The sequence below is a fragment of the Streptomyces sp. NPDC058195 genome (genome assembly GCF_042883525.1).
Classification (GTDB): domain Bacteria; phylum Actinomycetota; class Actinomycetes; order Streptomycetales; family Streptomycetaceae; genus Streptomyces.
Genome location: NZ_JBHVVM010000003.1, coordinates 265,443 through 283,400 on the forward strand (window position 1 = coordinate 265,443; position 17,958 = coordinate 283,400).

17 protein-coding genes and 1 pseudogene are annotated in these 17,958 nt (G+C 73.7%); 4 read left to right on the forward strand and 14 right to left on the reverse strand.

The window, feature by feature from the left end:
- Window positions 1–22 precede the first annotated feature (22 nt).
- Together ACFVWY_RS05295 and ACFVWY_RS05300 are read right to left on the reverse strand one after the other, a co-directional pair.
- Window positions 23–961 carry a M48 family metalloprotease gene (locus tag ACFVWY_RS05295; RefSeq protein ID WP_389867501.1) on the reverse strand — a complete coding sequence of 313 codons (939 nt, stop codon included), beginning with the start codon at window positions 959–961 and terminating at the stop codon, window positions 23–25.
- A complete protein-coding gene (locus ACFVWY_RS05300; protein ID WP_389867742.1) occupies window positions 958–1,290 on the reverse strand; it encodes a BlaI/MecI/CopY family transcriptional regulator in 333 nt (110 codons plus the stop codon). The genes ACFVWY_RS05295 and ACFVWY_RS05300 overlap by 4 nt, the downstream gene beginning before the upstream one ends.
- Before the next feature lie 252 nt (window positions 1,291–1,542).
- On the opposite strand from ACFVWY_RS05300, the gene ACFVWY_RS05305 reads away from it, so the two are divergent.
- Together ACFVWY_RS05305 and ACFVWY_RS05310 are read left to right on the forward strand one after the other, a co-directional pair.
- Window positions 1,543–2,217, forward strand: coding sequence for a DedA family protein (locus tag ACFVWY_RS05305; protein ID WP_389867503.1), 675 nt, complete (start codon window positions 1,543–1,545; stop codon window positions 2,215–2,217).
- Entirely contained in the window at window positions 2,217–2,819 is a 603-nt protein-coding gene (locus tag ACFVWY_RS05310; protein ID WP_389867504.1) for a phosphatase PAP2 family protein, read from the forward strand. Before ACFVWY_RS05305 ends, ACFVWY_RS05310 begins: the two co-directional genes overlap by 1 nt.
- Window positions 2,820–2,857: 38 nt before the next feature.
- Here ACFVWY_RS05310 and ACFVWY_RS05315 read toward each other — a convergent pair whose 3' ends face one another.
- The 6 genes from ACFVWY_RS05315 to ACFVWY_RS05340 form a co-directional block, all read right to left on the reverse strand.
- Window positions 2,858–3,898: an NAD(P)-dependent alcohol dehydrogenase gene (locus tag ACFVWY_RS05315; RefSeq protein WP_389867506.1), complete on the reverse strand. Its 1,041-nt coding sequence runs from the start codon at window positions 3,896–3,898 to the stop codon at window positions 2,858–2,860.
- A gap of 65 nt (window positions 3,899–3,963) precedes the next feature.
- Window positions 3,964–4,731, reverse strand: coding sequence for an SDR family NAD(P)-dependent oxidoreductase (locus ACFVWY_RS05320; protein WP_389867508.1), 768 nt, complete (start codon window positions 4,729–4,731; stop codon window positions 3,964–3,966).
- Complete coding sequence (locus tag ACFVWY_RS05325) at window positions 4,728–5,399, reverse strand: TetR family transcriptional regulator (protein ID WP_389867510.1); 672 nt, start codon at window positions 5,397–5,399, stop codon at window positions 4,728–4,730. The genes ACFVWY_RS05320 and ACFVWY_RS05325 overlap by 4 nt, the downstream gene beginning before the upstream one ends.
- 89 nt (window positions 5,400–5,488) lie before the next feature.
- A complete protein-coding gene (locus ACFVWY_RS05330; protein ID WP_389867511.1) occupies window positions 5,489–6,703 on the reverse strand; it encodes a PP2C family protein-serine/threonine phosphatase in 1,215 nt (404 codons plus the stop codon).
- Between the two features lie 209 nt (window positions 6,704–6,912).
- Complete coding sequence (locus ACFVWY_RS05335) at window positions 6,913–7,701, reverse strand: GNAT family N-acetyltransferase (protein WP_389867513.1); 789 nt, start codon at window positions 7,699–7,701, stop codon at window positions 6,913–6,915.
- Window positions 7,698–8,618, reverse strand: coding sequence for an NADP-dependent oxidoreductase (locus ACFVWY_RS05340; RefSeq protein WP_389867515.1), 921 nt, complete (start codon window positions 8,616–8,618; stop codon window positions 7,698–7,700). The genes ACFVWY_RS05335 and ACFVWY_RS05340 overlap by 4 nt, the downstream gene beginning before the upstream one ends.
- Before the next feature lie 425 nt (window positions 8,619–9,043).
- Between ACFVWY_RS05340 and ACFVWY_RS05345 the strand changes: the two genes are divergently transcribed.
- A complete protein-coding gene (locus tag ACFVWY_RS05345; protein WP_389867517.1) occupies window positions 9,044–9,952 on the forward strand; it encodes a SigB/SigF/SigG family RNA polymerase sigma factor in 909 nt (302 codons plus the stop codon).
- A 27-nt stretch (window positions 9,953–9,979) separates the two neighbouring features.
- Here the strand turns inward: ACFVWY_RS05345 and ACFVWY_RS05350 are convergent, their stop codons facing one another.
- Both ACFVWY_RS05350 and ACFVWY_RS05355 read right to left on the reverse strand, forming a co-directional pair.
- Window positions 9,980–10,888: an NAD(P)-dependent oxidoreductase gene (locus ACFVWY_RS05350; RefSeq protein WP_389867519.1), complete on the reverse strand. Its 909-nt coding sequence runs from the start codon at window positions 10,886–10,888 to the stop codon at window positions 9,980–9,982.
- Window positions 10,889–10,941: 53 nt separating this feature from the next.
- Entirely contained in the window at window positions 10,942–11,592 is a 651-nt protein-coding gene (locus ACFVWY_RS05355) for an adenosylcobinamide amidohydrolase (RefSeq protein ID WP_389867744.1), read from the reverse strand.
- Between the two features lie 348 nt (window positions 11,593–11,940).
- Between ACFVWY_RS05355 and ACFVWY_RS05360 the strand changes: the two genes are divergently transcribed.
- On the forward strand, window positions 11,941–12,924 hold the full coding sequence (locus ACFVWY_RS05360; protein WP_389867521.1) for a PRC and DUF2382 domain-containing protein: 984 nt from the start codon (window positions 11,941–11,943) through the stop codon (window positions 12,922–12,924).
- Window positions 12,925–13,011: 87 nt separating this feature from the next.
- On the opposite strand, the gene ACFVWY_RS05365 is transcribed toward ACFVWY_RS05360, so the two are convergent.
- The 4 genes and pseudogenes from ACFVWY_RS05365 to ACFVWY_RS05380 form a co-directional block, all read right to left on the reverse strand.
- Entirely contained in the window at window positions 13,012–14,235 is a 1,224-nt protein-coding gene (locus ACFVWY_RS05365) for a beta-ketoacyl-[acyl-carrier-protein] synthase family protein (protein ID WP_389867523.1), read from the reverse strand.
- Window positions 14,232–14,507 (reverse strand): acyl carrier protein, encoded by a 276-nt coding sequence (locus ACFVWY_RS05370; RefSeq protein ID WP_389867525.1) that lies wholly within the window; start codon window positions 14,505–14,507, stop codon window positions 14,232–14,234. Before ACFVWY_RS05370 ends, ACFVWY_RS05365 begins: the two co-directional genes overlap by 4 nt.
- A gap of 86 nt (window positions 14,508–14,593) precedes the next feature.
- Window positions 14,594–16,644 (reverse strand): annotated as a pseudogene (locus ACFVWY_RS05375) (acyl-CoA dehydrogenase).
- A 13-nt stretch (window positions 16,645–16,657) separates the two neighbouring features.
- The gene (locus ACFVWY_RS05380) at window positions 16,658–17,935 is read right to left on the reverse strand and encodes a beta-ketoacyl-[acyl-carrier-protein] synthase family protein (RefSeq protein WP_389867527.1); all 1,278 of its coding nucleotides are present in this window, start codon (window positions 17,933–17,935) and stop codon (window positions 16,658–16,660) included.
- Window positions 17,936–17,958 lie beyond the last annotated feature (23 nt).

The window sequence follows — 17,958 nt, forward strand, 5'->3', positions numbered from 1 at the left end:
CGGGACCGTCCGGCCCGCGAGGTCAGCGGTGGCCGCTCTGGGCCGCCTCGATGCCGCTGTGCAGATCGCTCGTCGCGTCGAGCGCGGCGGCACCGGAGACGGCCACGCAGACCAGCAGTACGGCGGCCGCGGCACGACCCGTGCGGGGACGTACGGAGCCGTGGCCGAGCAGCGCGGCGACCCGGCGCGGTACGGGACCGGCCACGGCGGCGAGCGCGGCTGGCGGGCGGGGCGATGGGGCGCTTGCGGCGGCACGGGTGGCGAGCGCGGCCCGGCCGATGGCGCGGGCGGCGATCCGCCGGTCGCCGACGGCCGAGGCGGCCGCCTCGTCGGCCCAGCGCTCCAGGGCGTACCGCATGGGGGCACACAGGGCGCGCAGCGCGGGGTGGCAGAGTGCGGCGGCCTCGGCGACGGCGGCGAAGAGGTGGTGGCGGCCCACGAGATGGGCGCGTTCGTGGGCCAGCAGCGCCTCGCGCTCGGCTGGGCCGAGGGCGCGCAGCATCCCGGTGGTGACGACGATCCGGCCGGGGGTGCCGGGGCGGCCCGGGAGCGCGTACGCGTCGGGGCGGCTGTCGCGCAGTACGGTCAGCTCACCGTCCACCGGCCCGTCAGACGGCGGGGCCGCGCCCAGCTCCCTCCAGTGGCGGCGGGCGGCGCGGGTGACGGCGACGGCGCAGGTGAGCAGCAGGGCCAGCGCCCCGGCTGACAGGGGTACGGCGGCGGCCGGGGCGGCCCCGGCGAGCGGGCGGACCAGCTCTGCGAGGGCATGGACGACGGAGAGCCGGGTCGCGCCGGGCACCACGAGCAGGACCAGGGTGATCAGGCCGCACAACGCGAGGCCGACGCCGGTCACGGTGAGCAGCAGCACGGCACGTACGGGGGTCAGCGCGTCGGCCAGGCGACGGGCCGCGGGCACCGCCAGGAACGGCATCAGCAGCGGAATCCAGACGGCATAGATCATGGGGCCTCTCCGTCGAGCAGCCCCCGGAGCAGCCGTTCGTCCTCGTCGGTGAGCTGCGAGACGAACCGGGCCAGGGCGGTGCCGCGGTCCTCCTGCTTGCGCAGCTCGCTGTGCATGCGGCGGGCGGTGAGTCCGGGCTCGTCCTCGGTGGGCGTGTAGGCGAAGCCCCGGCCGGCACGGCTGCGGGCGACGGTGCCCTTCTCGTACAGGCGCGACAGGATCGTGGTCACGGTGGTGCGGGCGAGGGAGGGGCCGATCGCGCTCTGGACCTGGCCGGGGGTGAGCGGGGTTCCGGCGGCCCACAGCGCCGCCAGGATCGTGGACTCCAGCTCTCCGGCGGGCCTGCGTTCCGGCGCGGGGGCGGGCGCGGGGGCCTGCCGGGGGGTGTCCGGGGCCGGTCGGAGGGACCGTTCGCCGTGCGGGCGGGGGCCGGGTTCTCCGCTCGATATCCCCTTCACCTGGGACATGGGAACTCTCCTCCCCCATCGGGCGTCTACAGTGATGTAGACCGTCTACGTCACTGTAGTCAGTCCGGGCGTTCCGTCGGGCCGCCCGCTCACCATTATGGGAGACCCGCCACCGTGTCCGTATTCTCACTGGCGTCCGTGCCGCTGGCGGTGAACCCGCTGGACGCGGGGTCGCTGCTCGGGGCGTTCGGCGCGCTCGGCATCGCCGTCGTGCTCTTCGCCGAGACGGGACTGCTCGTCGGCTTCTTCCTGCCCGGCGACTCCCTGCTGTTCACCGCGGGCCTGCTCTGCGTCTCCGGCACCCACGGCCCGGCGCATCTGTCGCTGCCCCAGGTCCTGATCGCCGCCGTGGCCGGTGCCCTGCTCGGCGCCCAGGCGGGGTACTGGATCGGCAGACGGGGCGGGCGGGCCCTGCTCGCCCGCAGCCGCGCCAGGCGACTGCACGAGGGCGCCGCCCGCGCCGAGGAGCTGCTGGGCAGATACGGGCACGCGCGGGCGATCGTGCTGGCCCGCTTCGTCCCCGTGGTGCGCACGGTGCTCAACCCCCTGGCCGGGGCGCTCAACGTGCCGGCCCGGGTGTTCACGCTCTGGCAGGTGGCGGGCGGGGTGCTCTGGACGGCCGGCCTGGTCCTGGCGGGCTACGCCCTGGGTTCCTCGGTGCCGGACGTCGACCGCTATCTGCTGCCGATCGTCGCGCTCGTGGTCGTGGTCTCCCTCATCCCGCTCGCCGCCGAACTGCTCCGTTCCCGTAACCGGCGCGCCGCGGGAGCAGAAGGGGACCACAGCTGATGCGGCTCGCCTCCACCGCCGCCTCGGTCGACGGCGGCCTCTACACCTGGGTCACGGAGCTGGCGCGGCACTCCCCCGCGGCCCTGGACACCGCCGTCCGCCTCTGGTCGGAGTACGGGCTGGCCCTGTTCGCCCTGCTGATGCTCCTCTCGTGGTGGCGCTCGCGCTCCGGCGACCCGGCGCGCACCGCCATGGCGCTGAGCGCCCCGGTGATCGTGGTGGCCGCCTTCCTCGCCAACGAAGTGGTGAAGTCGGCTTTCCACGAGCAGCGCCCCTGCCAGACCCTCCACGTCGTGACGGTGAAAGCCTGCCCGGCGCTGAACGACTGGTCCTTCCCCAGCAATCACACGGCCATCGCGGCAGCCGCGGCGACGGCGGTCTGGCTGGCCGACCGCCGGCTCGGCGCGGCGGCGGTGACCGCCACCGCGCTGATGGCGGCGTCCCGGGTGTGGATCGGTGTGCATTACCCGCACGACGTGCTGGCCGCGCTGGTGACCGGGGTGCTCGTGGCCTGGCCGCTGACGGCCGTGGCGCGGCGCTGCGCTCCGGCGGTGCTCCGGCTGCGCGGCACCGCGCTGCGGCCGCTGGTCGCCACACGGTGAGCCGGGGGCCCGCACGGACGGGCCCCCGGTGAGCGGGGTCAGCCGTGGGGAAGGATGACCGCGCGGCCGTTGATCTTGCCGTGGTGCAGTCGCTCGTACGCGAGCGGTGCCTCGTCCAGGGTGTACGTCTCCACGTGGACCCGGACCGATCCGGCGCGGGCGAGGTCGAGCACCTCGGCGAGTTCGGCGCGCGATCCCCAGTACGGGGAGGTCACCGTGGTGTTGTAGGGCAGCGTGCCGAAGCCGACCGGCAGCGCGCCGCCGCCGAGGCCGACGATCGTGACGTCGGAGTCGATCGCGGCCGCGGCCCCGGCGGTGGCGACGGTGGGCGGCGCCCCGACGAAGTCAAGGACGACCTGGGCGCCCGTCCCGCCGGTGAGTTCCCGGATCCTCGCCGCCGCGTCCCGGTCGGACAGGACGGTCTCGTGGGCGCCGACCTCGCGGGCGAGGGCGAGCTTGTCCTCGGAGACGTCGAGGGCGATGACCCGTACGGCCGTCATGGCGCGCAGCAGCTGGATCGCCACATGCCCCAGTCCGCCGGTGCCGATGACCACGGCGGTGGCGCCGGGAACCAGCTTGGGCAGCGAGCGCTTGATCGCGTGATACGGGGTCAGGCCCGCGTCCGTGAGCGGCACGGCCTGCACCGGGTCGAGGCCGTCGAGCGGCACCAGATGGCGCGGGTCGTCGACGATCATGTACTCCGCCATGGCGCCGGGCGCGCCCAGTCCGGGCGGGGCGATGCCGAGTTCCGCGGCACGCAGGCAGTAGTTCTCCTTGCCCTCGGCGCACTTGACGCAGGTGCCGCAGCCCCAGGGGCCGTACACCGCGACGGCGTCGCCGACCGCGAGCCCGCCCACCCCGTCACCGAGGGCGGCGACGGTGCCCACGCCCTCGTGCCCGAGCGTGAGCGGCAGCGGGAACGGGATCTGCTCCGCGGGCCAGCTCATCACGGCGATGTCGGAGTGGCAGACGCCCGCGGCGGTGACCTTCAGCAGCACCTGGCCGGGGCCGGGCTCCGGGTCGGGCACGGTGACGACCTCGGGCGCCGCGCCCACGGTGCGGTACTGGACGGCCTTCATGGGATTCTCCTCACGTTCCTGGTTTCCATGGATCGCCCCCGTTGCCCCGTTGCCCTGTGCGCCGGTCAGGAGGCGGAGTAGCCGCCGTCCACCAGGTGGTAGCTGCCGTGGACGAAGGAGGCGCGGTCGGAGAGCAGGAAGGCGGCCAGCTCGGCGACCTCCTCGGCCGTGCCGAGCCGTCCGGCCGGGTGCAGCGAGACCAGGTGCTCGCGGGCCGCGCTGTCGGTGTGGCGGAGCAGCGGGGTGTCGATGAAGCCGGGGCCCACGGCGTTGATCCGGACGTTCTGCGCCGCGTATTCGAGGGCCGCCGTCTTGGTCAGGCCGACCACGCCGTGCTTGGCGGCCACGTACGCGGGCGAACCGGCGAAGCCGTTGGTGCCGAGGATCGACGACATGTTGACGATCGCACCGCCGCCCGCCGCGACGATGGCGGGGAGCTCGTAGCGCATCGAGTAGAAGACGCCGCTGAGGTTGGTGGCCACGACCCGGTCCCAGTCCTCGACCGCGTACGCGCCGGTGGGGTTGCTGGGGCCGCCGATGCCCGCGTTGTTGACGGCGAGGTGCAGGGCGCCGAAGGAGTCGACGGCGAAGCGCACACCCGCCTCGACGGAGACGGGATCGGTCACGTCCAGCGCGACGGCGGCGGCCCTGGCCCCGGCCTTCTCCAGTTCGGCGGCGGCCTCGCGGGCGCCCGCCTCGTCGTAGTCGGCGAGGACGACAGCGGCGCCGCCCGAGGCCAGTCGGCGGGCCAGGGCCAGGCCGATTCCGGAGGCGCCGCCGGTGATGAGGGCGGTCCGGCCGGTGAACTCCTGCTCGGTGGGGGTGGTGCTCATGAGTCTCTGCTTTCTTCCGTGGTGCTGTGTGGCGCCCGCCCGCCGGGAGACCGCGTGAGCAGCTCCCCGGCCAGGGCGTCGAAGGCCTGCCCGATCAGTCGGGGCAGGTCGTCCGGCCGGCCGGCGCGGGCCCAGGCCACCTGGGCCGCGAGCAGTGCCCCGGCACCCGCGGCGACCGCGACGGCGGGGCGGAGGTCGTGGCACGGATCGACACCGAGCCGGTCCGCGAGGATGGTGACCGATTCCCCCTGCGCGTCCACCCGGATGTGGTGGAACGCCGCGTAGAGGGTGGGCTCCCGCTCGGCGAGGACGACCAGCTCGAAGATCCGCTCGCGCCGGTGCCAGGCCGGTGCGGCGGGGTCCTCCAGCCAGTCCTCCACAGCCTTGCGGTAGGCGGTGAGCGGGGGCTCGCCGGCCGGGCGGGCCCGCAGGGCGTCGTTGATCCGGTCGCCGTCGCCCCGGATCGAGTCCAGGACCGCGGCCTCCTTGCTCGTGAAGTACCGGCTGAAGGTGCGCCGGTCGACATCCGCGCGTTCCGCGATCTCCTCGACCGTCACGTTCCTCAGGCCACGGTCGAGCACCAGCTCGAAGGCGGCCTGCGCCAGCGCGTCCCGGGTTCTGCGGGCCTTGCGGCTCCGCCGTTGCGGGCTCTTCCGTTCCGGATCCATACGTGCACCGTACACCCAAAAAATGTCCCATCGCGACATACGTCTCGATGGGACATTCAAGTGGGCGGCTGTGCGTTTCTCCCGGCGCGCTACCGGCCGCCGAAGACCTCGGCGGCCCGGCGGGCGCCGTGTCCGGTCGGGCCGGGCCAGCCCGGATCGTCGGCCACCGCCCTGCGCAGGGCGAGCGCGGCGATGTCGTCGCGCCGTACCCCGTCGGAGAAGGCGTCCAGGTCGGCGTCGAGCGCCGTCAGCACGTCGTACGGCGCCCGGTGCGCCCAGCGGCCCAGACGGGCGTCGAGCGGGTAGAAGGCTCCGGAGGCATCGCGGGCCTCGGTGACCCCGTCGGTGAACAGCAGCAGCGTGGCACCGGGCGGGAAGTCCAGGCGTTCGGCGACCCTGCCCTCGTGGCTGAGCTCCGCCAGGCCCAGCGGCACGGAGGTGTGGCGCAGTGGTGCGGGCCCGGCCGCCCCCTCGTGCAGCAGCCGGGGCAGCAGATGGCCGCAATTGACGGTCTCGACCCGGTCGCTCCCGTCGAAGCCGAGCACCAGGGCGGTGACGAAGCGTTCGGCCTCCCCGGTCTGGGCGGAGAACACGTTGTGCCGGGCGACCGCGTCCTCCAGGGCGTCGACCACCCCGGTCAGAACGGGCTCGCGGATCGCCGCCTCGCGGAAGGCCCCGAGCACGGCGAAACCGGCCCCGATCGCGGCGACGCCCTTGCCCTGGACGTCCCCGATGATCACCCGGGTGCCGTACGGCGACTGGACGACCTCGTAGATGTCACCGCCGACCAGGCGGTCCTCCTCGATCGGGATGTAGATGCCGTGGGCGAGAACCTGGTCGGTCAGGATGGGCAGCGGGCGCAGGATCTGGCGCTGGAGCGCCACGGCGGCGGAGCGCAGCCGGGCGATCTGTGTGGCGTGCCGGATGCGCAGGACGCAGGCCCCGATCCCCAGGCAGCAGGCCAGCACGGTGAAGGAGATGCCGGTGAGGACGTCCCCGCGCGTGCCGCCGGTCGACAGATGCGATCCGGTGACCACGAGCATGATCAGTACGGATACGCCCGCGGTCTGCCGGATCGTCCCGAAGACGGAGACGAGGGCGGGCACCACCACCAGCAGCGGCACCAGACGGAGTTCCTCACCGGTCTGGATGTCCAGCAGCACGACCATGGCCGTCAGCAGGGCCAGGCCGCCGAACAGAACGGAGCTACGGACCCGTGGCGCTCGTACGGTCTCCTCCCCCGCGTCCGCCCCCGGGAGCAGCGCTCCACGTGCGGCAAGCAGGCGCTGAAGCCCGATCGTCACGGCCGACTCCTCCCGGGAACCGCCGACCCGGTGCCGGCACTCCGTACCAGTGCACCCGGCGGGCGGGGGTCCGCACACGAGTCCTAGGGCCTCTCAGGCCGCGCCGAAGGTCCCGATCCGCGGTCCGGCGGGGCTTGAGGGGGTGTCCGGCCCTGACCGGGCGGACACCCCGGGCCAAGAGCCCGCGGGCCGGAGACCGCTGCCGGGGATCAGCGCGCGGCCGTCGCGGGGCCATCGCCGCCGGAGCCCGACGAGCCGGAGGGCCGCCGCTTCGGAACCAGCGCCCCGAGGAAGGATGTCCGGCGGCGGAGCGTGAATCCCATCGACTCGTAGAGCCGGACGGCGCCGGTGTTCTCGGCGGCCGCGTGCAGGAAGGGCGTGTCGCCGCGTTCCTTGATCTCGTGGGCGACGGCGCGCACGAGTCCGGTGCCGAGCCCCTGTCCGCGGACGGACACGTCGGTGCAGACCGCGCTGATCTCGGACCACCCCGGCAGGAGCATCCGTTCACCGGCCATGGCGACCAGCACACCCTCGCGCCGTATCCCGAGGTAGGTGCCGAGCTCCACGGTGCGGGGCAGGAACGGGCCCGGCCGGGTCCGCTCGACCAGGGCGAGCATCTCGGGCACATCGGCGGGTCCGAGGCGTACGGCCCCGGGGAAGGGCTCCGTCACGACCCCGGCGTCGACGAGCTGGACGCCGTCGACATGGAAGAAGGTCTCCCAGTCGTCCGGCGGCGGCTCGCGGAAGGCGGTGATGCTGATGGCGCCACCGGGTCCGGCCAGTGCCGCCGCGTCCGCCCAGTCCCCGGCCTCCGGCACGTCCGGCAGCGCGACCCACGGCGCCACGTCCACCGGGTAGCGCAGGATCCGGCCGCGGCGCTCGGCGAACCGGGCGTGCGGTCCGCTCAGCGCGGCGCGGACCGGATTGTCCAGCGGATGGGTGCCGTCCATGGTGTCCAACGGGTGTGTGCCGTCCGTCACGGCCTCCGGCGCGCTCATGCCACCACGTCGATCACGGTCTTGCCGCGTGCGTGCCCCTGCTCCACGGCGCGCAGCGCGTCGCCCGCCGCGGCGAGCGGGTAGATCCGGTCGACACGGGTCCGCAGCACTCCCTCCTCGGTGAGCCGTGCCAGCGCTTGGAGGACCTCCGCGTTGCGGGCCCGCCGGACGGCCGCGCCGCCGAGCTCCACCACGAGCTCCTTGTCCCCGACGCTGATCAGCGTGGCCGGGTCGTCGAGCACGGTGGCCGCCGTGCGCAGGGTGTCGCCGCCGACCAGGTCGAAGACCGCGTCCACCCCGTCGGGGGCCGCCGCCCGCACCCGCCCGGCGAATCCGGGGCCGGACACGACGTGCACCGCGCCGAGAGACTCGACGAAGTCCTTCTTGGCCGGGCTCGCGACGCCGATGACCCGCACACCGCCGTGCCGTGCGAGCTGGGCCGCCGCGGTGCCCACCCCACCACCGGCGCCGGTGATCACCAGGGTCGTGCCGGGTGCGAGGCCGAGCTGGCGGATGCCGTCGTACGCGGTGGCGGCCGCGACCGGCAGCGCCGCCGCGTCGGTGAACGACAGGCCGGCCGGCTTGTGCGCGGCCACGCCGACGGGCATCAGGGTGTACTCGGCGTAGCCGCCGGTCACCGGATTGCCGAAGACCTCGTCGCCGATCGCGAAGCCCGACACGTCCGGGCCTGTCGCCTCGACCACTCCGGCGGCCTCGCTGCCGAGCACCGCGGGGAGGGACTGCGGCTCGCTGCCGGGCCTGACGTAACCCGCACGCAGTTTCCAGTCGACCGGGTTGACTCCGGCCGCCCGGACCGCGACGAGCAGTTGGCCCGGACCCGGCACCGGCACGTCCTGCTCGACGAGGGCCTCCGCCTCGGGACCGCCGTAGCGGGTGAACACATACGCCTTGGGCATGGGCTTCCTCTCTCTTCCCGCACGGCGCCGGTCGCCCGGCCGTGCCGATCACCACAGAAAGCGGCAAGTCTCCCGGCCGTCCGGGTATTCCCCGGGGCGGAGCCCGGCCCGCCCCTTCGGTACCGGCTCCCCCGTCGGCCGGTACCGTCGATTTCGACTCAACTACCGCCGCATATCCGCCGGTCGGCCCCCACGGCCCCTCGGCTGTGGCAGTCTGGGAGACGACCGCCCCACCGGGCTCCCCCGTACCGGTGGGGCGGTTGCGCTGTCTGCGGGGCCCGTCCGGAGAGATGACGGGCTCTCACGGCGATTCCCGGCCATCCGGCGGCACGTGGCACGGCTCGTCCCCGATCCGTCCGCATGGGTTCCGCGTCCGGGGGCAGGTGCATACACCTCACGGGCTACGACCAGGGGAGCGTGACGGGATGAGGGCGCACACTGCGCGGACCGCCGGTGCGGAGCGAGCGGAGCGTGCCCGCCCGGGACCGGCTGCCACACCGGCCGAGGACATCGGCGGACTGCCGTGGATCGAGAACGCGGGGCGGGTCGCCCCCGCCGACGCCCGCGCCCTGTCCAGGCTGTTCTTCGGCCGCCTCCACACCCTGGAGGAGGGCACCTTCGCCCATCAGTACGCGCGCAACACCCTGATCGAGATGAACCTCTCGCTCGTACGGTTCGCCGCGGGGCGGTACCGCAACCGGGGCGGCGGCGACATGGAGGACGTCATCCAGGTCGGCACCATCGGACTGATCAAGGCCATCGACCGGTTCGAGCTGTCCCGCGAGGTCGAGTTCACCTCCTTCGCGGTCCCTTACATCACCGGGGAGATCAAACGGTTCTTCCGCGACACGACCTGGGCCGTGCACGTCCCGCGCCGCCTCCAGGAGCTGCGGGTCGACCTCGCGCGGGCCAAGGAGTCGCTCCTGACCGAGCTGGACCGGGAGCCCACGGTCCAGGAACTGGCCGAGCGGATGGGGCTGACCGAGGACGAGATCACCGAGGGCCTCGTCGCGGCCAACGGATACGCGGCGGGCTCGCTGGACGTACCGGCCGACCCGTCGGACGCGGGGCGGCTCCACGCGCCGACGCGCACCTTCGCCGAAGTGCTGGGCGCCCCCGATCCCGCCCTGGAGACGGTCGAGAACCTGCACACGCTCGCACCGCTGCTGGACTGCCTGGACGCACGCGAGCGCCGCATCATCGACATGCGTTTCGGCCATGAGATGACGCAGTCCCGGATCGGCGCGGAGCTCGGCATCTCGCAGATGCACGTCTCCCGGCTGATCAGCAGGATCCTGCACAAGCTCCGCAGCGGGATGCTCGTGGAGGAGTGATCCCGGCTGCGGAGCGGTACGCCGTGATCAGTCCGCGTCCGGCCGCGAAGCGCGGCCCGCGTAGTAGGTGGCGATCATGTCCTCGTCGCCGTGACCGGCCGCCTCCGCGCGGGCGAAGCGCTCGGCCGACGCCTCGATCAGGTCCAGCCGCACCCCCGAGGCCCGCGCCGCGTCCAGGATGAGGCGGCTGTCCTTGAGAGCGTTGGACAGGGCGAAGCTCGGGGTCAGGTCCCCGGCGAGCAGCGCGGCCGACTTGCCCTGGAGGTAGGCGGAGTCCATCGGGCCGCCCTTCATCACGTCGAGGAAGGTCCGCGGGTCCACGCCCAGTCCCTCGGCCAGGCCGAGGCATTCCGCGATGTTGTTGACCAGGCTGATCACCCAGGTGTTGACCACGAGTTTCAGCCGCGAGGCGGCGCCCGGTTCCTCGCCGACCCAGACCGTCCGGCGGCCGATGGCGTCCAGTACGGGACCGACCTGCCCGCGCACGGCGCGGGGACCGGCGACGAAGACGGTCAGCGCGCCCTCTTCGGCGGGCTGCCGGGTGCCGGAGACCGGTGCGTCGAGGTAGACCAGGCCCAGGTCGGCGGCGCACCGGACCAGGGCGTCGGACGCGTCGAGCCCGACCGTGGAGCTCTGGAGCAGGATCTGGCCGGGGCGCAGTCCGGCGGACGCGGCGGTGAGCGCGGCGGCGACGGAGGGGCCGTCTTTCAGCATGGTGAGGACGATGTCCGTGCCGCGTACGGCCTCCTCGGCCGTGGCCGTGACGGTGGCTCCGTCGGCGGCGAGCGGGGCCGCCCTGGCCGCCGTGCGGTTCCAGGCCCGGACCTCGATCCCGGCCCTCAGCAGGCTGCGGGCCATCGCCGCGCCCATGATCCCGGTGCCAAGGACGGCGACGACGGGCGGCTTCGGGGTGGTGTCGGCGGCGCTCGGTGGCATAAGGGGCTCCCTTCGTCGGCCGGGCCGGGGGCGGCGCGCGGCGCTGTGGCCTCTCAGGATTGCCGGAGCGCGCCTTCGCGTACGGCAGCGTGCACGGCCCTGGCGAGTCGCGCGCCCCAGCGCGAGCGGGGCCCCGCGAACGGTTCGGCGGGCGCGGCTCCCGGGGACGGGGCGGCGACACAGACGGCGTCCGTGGGGGTGCCCGAGCAGTCGAGGCCCGCGTCCAGGAGTGCCTGCACCTTCGCCTCGGTGGCCGTGGCGACGGCGTTGACGAGCGCCGCGTCGGAGAGCGGCGCGGGAACGGTGACGACGATGTTGACCGTGCCCGGCGGCAGCGGGCCGCCGGTGCCCTCCGCCGGAGCGGCGGCCCAGCCGCGCACCCCGAGACCGCAGGTGGCGGTCGCGGTCACCCCGCCGTCGCTCGCGACGGTGTACGCGGTCACGTCGGCTGCCGTCATCAGCCCGGCGCCGGGGCCGGTGAGGCGTTCGGCGGCGGCGATCTCGGCGAGGTGCCGGTCGGGGTCCATGCGCGGATAGCCGCCGGGGACCTGGGCGTTGAGGATCCACTCCCGCGGGCCGAGGCCGCCGCCGAGCACCGCGCTGCCGCAGACGCGCCACCCCGGGCCCAGCCGCCACACCAGATGGTGCAGGTCCGCCCCGTCCTCGTGCCGGGCGAGCAGTTCACCGCGCTGTCCGGGCAGCAGGCTGCGTACGGTACGGATGGGGTACTCCCGGTGGCTCGGCGGGACTGCGGCCGGCGGTCCCCGCCGCCGGATCAGTGAGGGAGGCCAACGTACCCCGCCCCTGGCAGAGCCGGGCAACCGCCGCCCACCGGCCGGTGGCGACCGCCGCACTCACCCGAATGGCGCAATACGGCGCTGGAGTGCCCACGACCGTCGCGCGCAGTGAGCACGGACCTCGCGGGCAGCGGTCGGCAAGGGCCGCCGCTGGGGCGGTTGCAGCGTCCATCCGGGTGAGGCGCGATGGAACACGGACGCGCCTCCCCTGGCGGCCCCAGCCCCAGGACGCGCCCGGAGGAGGAGGAATCGGTCATGGCAGCAGCTGACGGATTCACGGATTCCGGAGAGCTCGACGGCCTGACGGTGTACGACACCCACGGCGAGAAGGTCGGCACCGTGGGACGGGTGTACGTCGACGACAACACCGGCCGGCCGGACTGGATCACGGTCAAGACCGGCCTGTTCGGCATGAAGGAGAGTTTCGTTCCGCTGGCCGGGGCCCGCCACGTGGGTTCCGACCTGCACATCTCGCATCCGAAGGCCCGCGTCAAGGACGCGCCCCGGGTGGACGCGGACGCGCATCTGTCCGTGGCCGAGGAGGAGGAGCTGTACGACCATTACGGCCTTCCCAGGAACACCACCGCCCCGCCCCGCGGCCGGATGGGCACGGGCACCACGACCGCCGCCGGAACAGGCACCGCCGCCATGGGCGCGGCCGGTACCGGTCGCACCACCGGATCCGACAGGAGGACCGCCATGACCGGCCCCAACATGCCCGGCGCAGGCCAGGGCAGGCACCGCGAGACCACGGGGACGCCGCAGACCTCCCGCCCCCTGGCGGGTGCCGGGGCGGGCCCGATGCGGTCCGCCGCCGAACCGGGCGAGAAGAGCGAGCTGATCCGCTCCGAGGAACAGCTGCTCGTCGGCACCGAGGAGTACGAGAGCGGCAAGGCACGCCTGCACAAGTACGTCGTGACGGAGAACGTGACCCGGACCGTGCCCGTGTCGCACGAAGAGGTGCGGCTGATCCGGGAGCCGCTCCGCGCCGACGAGAAGACGACGGCGCAGCATCCCCCCATCCGTGAGCAGGACGTCGAGGTGACCCTGCACGCGGAGCGCGCGACCACGCGCAAGGAGACCGTGCCCGTCGAGCGGGTCCGGATGGAGACCAAGAAGGTGACCGAGCAGAAGGAGGTCTCCGCCGAACTCCGCAAGGAGCGGATCGACTACGCGGACGGCGCGGACATCCCGGGCAAGGGCATGGGCGGCGACTTCGGTCAGGGACGCCGCCGCTGATCCGTTCCGTACGTCCCCGGGTGGTGCACGGGGTGTGGCCGGTGGTACGCCGGGTGGTTTGCCCCCGTCGCACCACCTGCCGGATGCCTACGGACGCTGAAGAGCGATCACGGCGTTGTGTCCGCCGAATCCGAAGGAGTGGCTGACGGCCCGCCGGATGGGCTGCCGCAGCGGTTGCCCGGTGACGCAGTCGATGTCGAACTCGGGCGCCGGGGCGTCCAGGTTGGCGATCGGTGGAACGACGCCGCGCTGGAGCGTGAGAACGGTGAGCCCGGCCTCGATCGCCCCGGCCGCCCCCATGCAGTGCCCCAGGACGCCCTTGGGGGCGGTGACGGGCGGCCGGTGCGGGAAGACGCGGGAGATCAGGGCGGCCTCGGTGGCATCGTTGGCCGGGGTCGCCGTGCCGTGTGCGTTGACGTGGTCGACGTCTTCGGCCGCCCAGCCCGCGTCGCGCAGCGCGTTCTGCACCGCCGCCTGGGCGATCCGCCCGGAAGGGTGCGGGCTGATGGGATGGTGGGCGTCGGTGGTGGCGCCGGTTCCCACAAGCAGGGCCCGCGGGACCGCGCTCCGGGCTCGGGCGTCGTCCGCCCGTTCCAGCACCATGACCGCCGCGCCCTCGCCCATGACCAGCCCGGCCCGGTCGGCCGCGAAGGGGCGGCAGAGTCCGGCCGGGTCACCGTCCCGCTGCGCTCCGGCACCGGACCGGGCGAAGCCCGCCATGGCGACCGGGTAGACGATCGACTCGGTGGCCCCGGCGATCGCGATGTCGCACTGCCCGCTGACCAGCAGGTCGCGGGCGACGGACAGCGCGGTGACGCCGGACGAACAGGCGGTGCACGGGGCCATGCTGGGGCCGGTGGCCCGCAGCTGGATCGCGATCTCGGCGGCGGGCATGTTCGGAATGGTGAGCAGGATGGCCGAGGGCGAGGTGGCCCCGGCTCCCATCCGGTCGAGCACCACAGCCTGCTCGGTCAGCGAGGTGGAGCCCCCGCTGCTGGTGCCGACGATCACCGCGACGCGGGTGCCGTCCCACCGCGCCGGGTCGAGCCCGGCGTCGGTGACCGCCTCCCGCGCGGCGAGCACGGCGAGTTTCACGTACCTCCCCATGCGGAAGGCGGCGCGGCCGCCGATCGCGGCGTCCAGGTCGATGCCGTCGACCACACAGGCGAAGTCGATCGCGCAGCCCTTGAGCTCGTCGACGGTACGCGCCGGTGACACACCCGCGCACACCCCTTGCCAGGTGGATTCGGTGTCGTTGCCAACCGGGGTGATCATGCCCAGGCCGGTGACGGCGATGTCCGGCCTGTTCATCGGGCCTTGCTCATCGCTGCCCCGCCGCCCAGCCGGGCTCCGCCGGCCGCCGCGTCCATGAACCGTGTGATGTCAGCCAGCGTGGCGCCCTTGGGGAGCTGCTCGAACTCACGGTCGCAGCCAGCCGTCTCACGGATCAGCACGGCGAACTCGGCGACGGCGAGGGAGTCCATCTCCAGGCTGTCCATGGTGGAACTCGGGTGGATCTCCGCGGCGGGCACTTTGAAGGTCTGCGTCAGCACCTCGGCGATCCTCGGGTGAATCGTGCTCATGTTCTTTCTCTCCATCATTCGATCGGACTGCCGGGACGGCGGTGAAACCGTCCCGACGCCGGATCAACTGGATGAAGTGCGTCCAGTTACGCCTTGTGCCGAACCGATTCGGCACCTTTCCGCTCACACTCCCCGGACCAGCGGGCCAGCACGGCTGTCGTACCCCAGTAGGCCAGAAGGACAAAGCGGACGCCGAAGATCCCGGCCAGCTCTCTGACCCGATTGCCGCACACTGCTGTTCTCCTTCTCCTCATGGCGCTCACCGCTCCTCGGGGACCGTCGACCGGTCCGGGTCCGGATCAGGGTCCGGGACCGGGTCCGGCTGCCAGGCGGCCTGCGGATCGTCGTAGGCGTCCACATAGTCGGGGCGGGTGATGGGCCAGTCGGCGAGCACTTCCGGCGGCAGCGCGAAGGACTCGACCAGCCCGGACAGATGCGGGGCGACGGCGGAGATCAGCTCCTCCAGCCGGTCCGGCAGCCCCGCGACCTGATCGGCGGTCAGCAGTCCCGCCACCAGCAGATCGCCTGCGGAGCGGGCGATCCGGCCGAGCGCGAAGAGCCGTTGCAGCTCGCCGAGCCGGTCCCGGGCGGGCCCCTCGGGAAGCGCTGCCACGGCCTGCGCGTACGCCTCGGCCGCCTGGCGCTGGGCATACGCCTCGACGCCGCGCAGGGCGGGTCCGGAGCCCGCGTTCCAGCGCACCAGCGGGTCACCGGGCGGTGCCAGGCTCATCCGCCTGCGGGCCCGGTCGAACCAGATCCGCTCCAGCCCGGCCAGCAGCAGCCCGAGGAACCGGGGATCGTCGAGTTCGCCCGGTCCGGTGCCGGGGAAGGGGTCGGGCTCGGCAGGTGCGGCACCGAAGAGCATCTCGGCGGCGGCCTTGGCGTGGATGGCGAGGTTGTCCCCCTCGGCGGTGATGGCGCCCTCGATGCCGGTGAGCAGTTCGCTCATGCCGTTGTGCTCCAGGAGCCCCTGGGCACCGCAGCGTTCCCGGCATTCCACGATCACCGACCTGGCCTGCCAGGTGATCCACCCCTTGGCGACGGCGACGAGCCGTTCCGTCTCCTCCCCCGGCCCGTCCGCCTCCCAGCGGTCCAGGGCACGGCGGTGCAGCAGGCTCATCGCGAAGACCGTGGCCATCGCCGAGGCGAGCGGTCCGTGGTGACTGCGGTGCGCGATCACCGGCACCCGGCCCGAGCCCCGGGGGCCGGAGATGTGGCGGTGGCCGCCGTAGCGGACGGCGACGGCGAGCGTCGCGCGCGCGCAGCCGACCGCGCAGGCCGTCATCGAGATCTTCCCTGAGGTGACGCGTCCGATCGACGCGAGGAAGCGGCGCCTGCGGTTGGCGACGGCGCTGGTGAACCCCCCGTCCGTGCCGACCCGCCCGTGCTCCCCGGCCAGCAGCGCGGTACGTGCCACGAAGACCCGGTCGAAGGAGGTCAGGCAGTGGTCGACCGGGCTGCCGGTACGGGTGGGCAGCAGCCTCACGCGTACGCCGGGCAGGGTACTGACCGCGTCGGTGAGCGGCACCAGGAAGAGGAAGACGCCGTGGTCGGCGCCGTCGATGAGCAGGCGAGCGGCCACCAGCCCGGACTTGGGGCCGCCGGACGGGCTGGTGTTGGGCATGAACTTCTGGGCCCCGGCGCGCGGGGTGCTCAGGACGAAGCCGTCACGCTCCCGGTCGTACTCGGCCGTGGTCTCGACGGCCGCCGCGTCGTTGCCGTGCGCCACCTCCGTGCACAGGAAGGTGCCCACCCGGCGCAGCCGCAGGAAGTCCGAGAGGTCGCGGTGCTGGTCCGCGTGGTCGAGGAGACTGCCGAGAAAGAGGTTGTAGTGGATGCCCGCCACCGTGGTCAGCGCCGGGTCCACCGGGCCCAGCCACTCGTGCAGAGAGGCGAGGGCGCGGGGATCGGCGGCCAGCCGGGCGGCGCTGTCCAGGCTGTCGTTGAGGACCCGCAGCCGCTCGTACGCGCGGGCCCGGCGCTCTTCCTCGGTTCCGCCGCGCTCCGGGCGGAAGGGTTTCGTACGGATCAGCCGCTGCCAGAAACCGTGCTCCCGGCGGAAGTCGTCGCCGAGGAGCACACCCGTGAGGAGGTCCCTGGACCGTTCTGCGGAGGGGTGATCGATCGTTGCGGTCATGAAAATATAACGATCAAGCATTGACGAGGACACCCCGGCCCGAGGGCCGCGGACCGCCCTCACCGAAGCGCTGGAGGGCGAGGACCACGTTGTGCCCGCCGAAGCCGAAGGAGTGGCTGAGCACCCGCTCGGCCCGCTGGGGCCGGGGCTTTCCGACCACGCAGTCGAGACCGAACTCCTCGGACTCCGTGCCCAGGTTGGCCACCGGCGGAACGGTCCCGTGTTCCAGGGTCAGTACGCAGGCGGCCGCCTCGATCGCCCCGGACGCCGCGAGGGTGTGACCGAGCACCCCTTTCGGCGCGGTCACCGAGGGGCGGTGCGGGAAGAGCGTGGTGATCAGCGCCGCCTCCATCGCGTCGTTCAGCGGGGTGGAAGTGCCGTGCGCGTTGATGTGGTCGACCTGGCCGGGCCCCCAGCCGGCTTCGCGCAGCGCGGCCTCGACGGCCTTGCGGGCACCACCGCCGGACGGGTCCGGGGCGGTGGGGTGGTGGGCGTCGGTGGCGGAGCCCGCACCGGTCAGCAGGGCGCGCGGCCGTCCGCCGCGGGCGAGCGCGTCGGCCGCCCGCTCCAGCACCAGCACGGCGGCGCCCTCGCCGATCACGAAGCCGTCCCGGTCCGCGGCGAACGGCCGCGAGGCCCCCGCCGGATCGCCGGTGCGCAGCGAGAGCGCGCCCATCCCGGCGAAGGCACTCACCACCAGCGGGGTGAGCACGGCGTCCGCGCCGCCCGCCACCACCACGTCGCACCGGCCATCGAGCAGCAGGTCGCGGGCGAGGGCGAGGGCGGTCGCCCCGGAGGCGCAGGCGGTCGCCGGGGCCAGGCTCGGCCCGTGCGCCCGCAGCGCGATGGCCACCTCCCCGGCCGCCGCGTTGGGCATCATCATCGGGACCAGGAGCGGCGACACCGCCTCCGCCCCGCCGTTGTCGAGTCTGCGCACGTTGTCGACGAGCACGGACACCCCGCCGACACCGACACCCAGCACCACCCCGACCCGGTCGCCGTCCCACCGCTGGGGCGACAGACCGGCGTCCGCCACCGCCTGGCGGGCGGCCAGCAGGGCCATCTTCACGAACCTCGCCATGCGCCACACCGCACGCCCGCCGACCGCCGCGTCCAGGTCGAGCCCGTCCACCGGACAGCCGAAGTCAACCGGCAGACCGGCCAGTTCCTCACAGCGGCGGGCCGTGGACACCCCGGCGCACAGCCCCTCCCAGAAGGTGTGCTCGTCCGCCCCCGCCGGGGTCACCAGCCCCAGTCCCGTCACCGCCACGTCCGTACCGGCCCATGTCATGTCCGCCCCCTCCTCCGTAATCG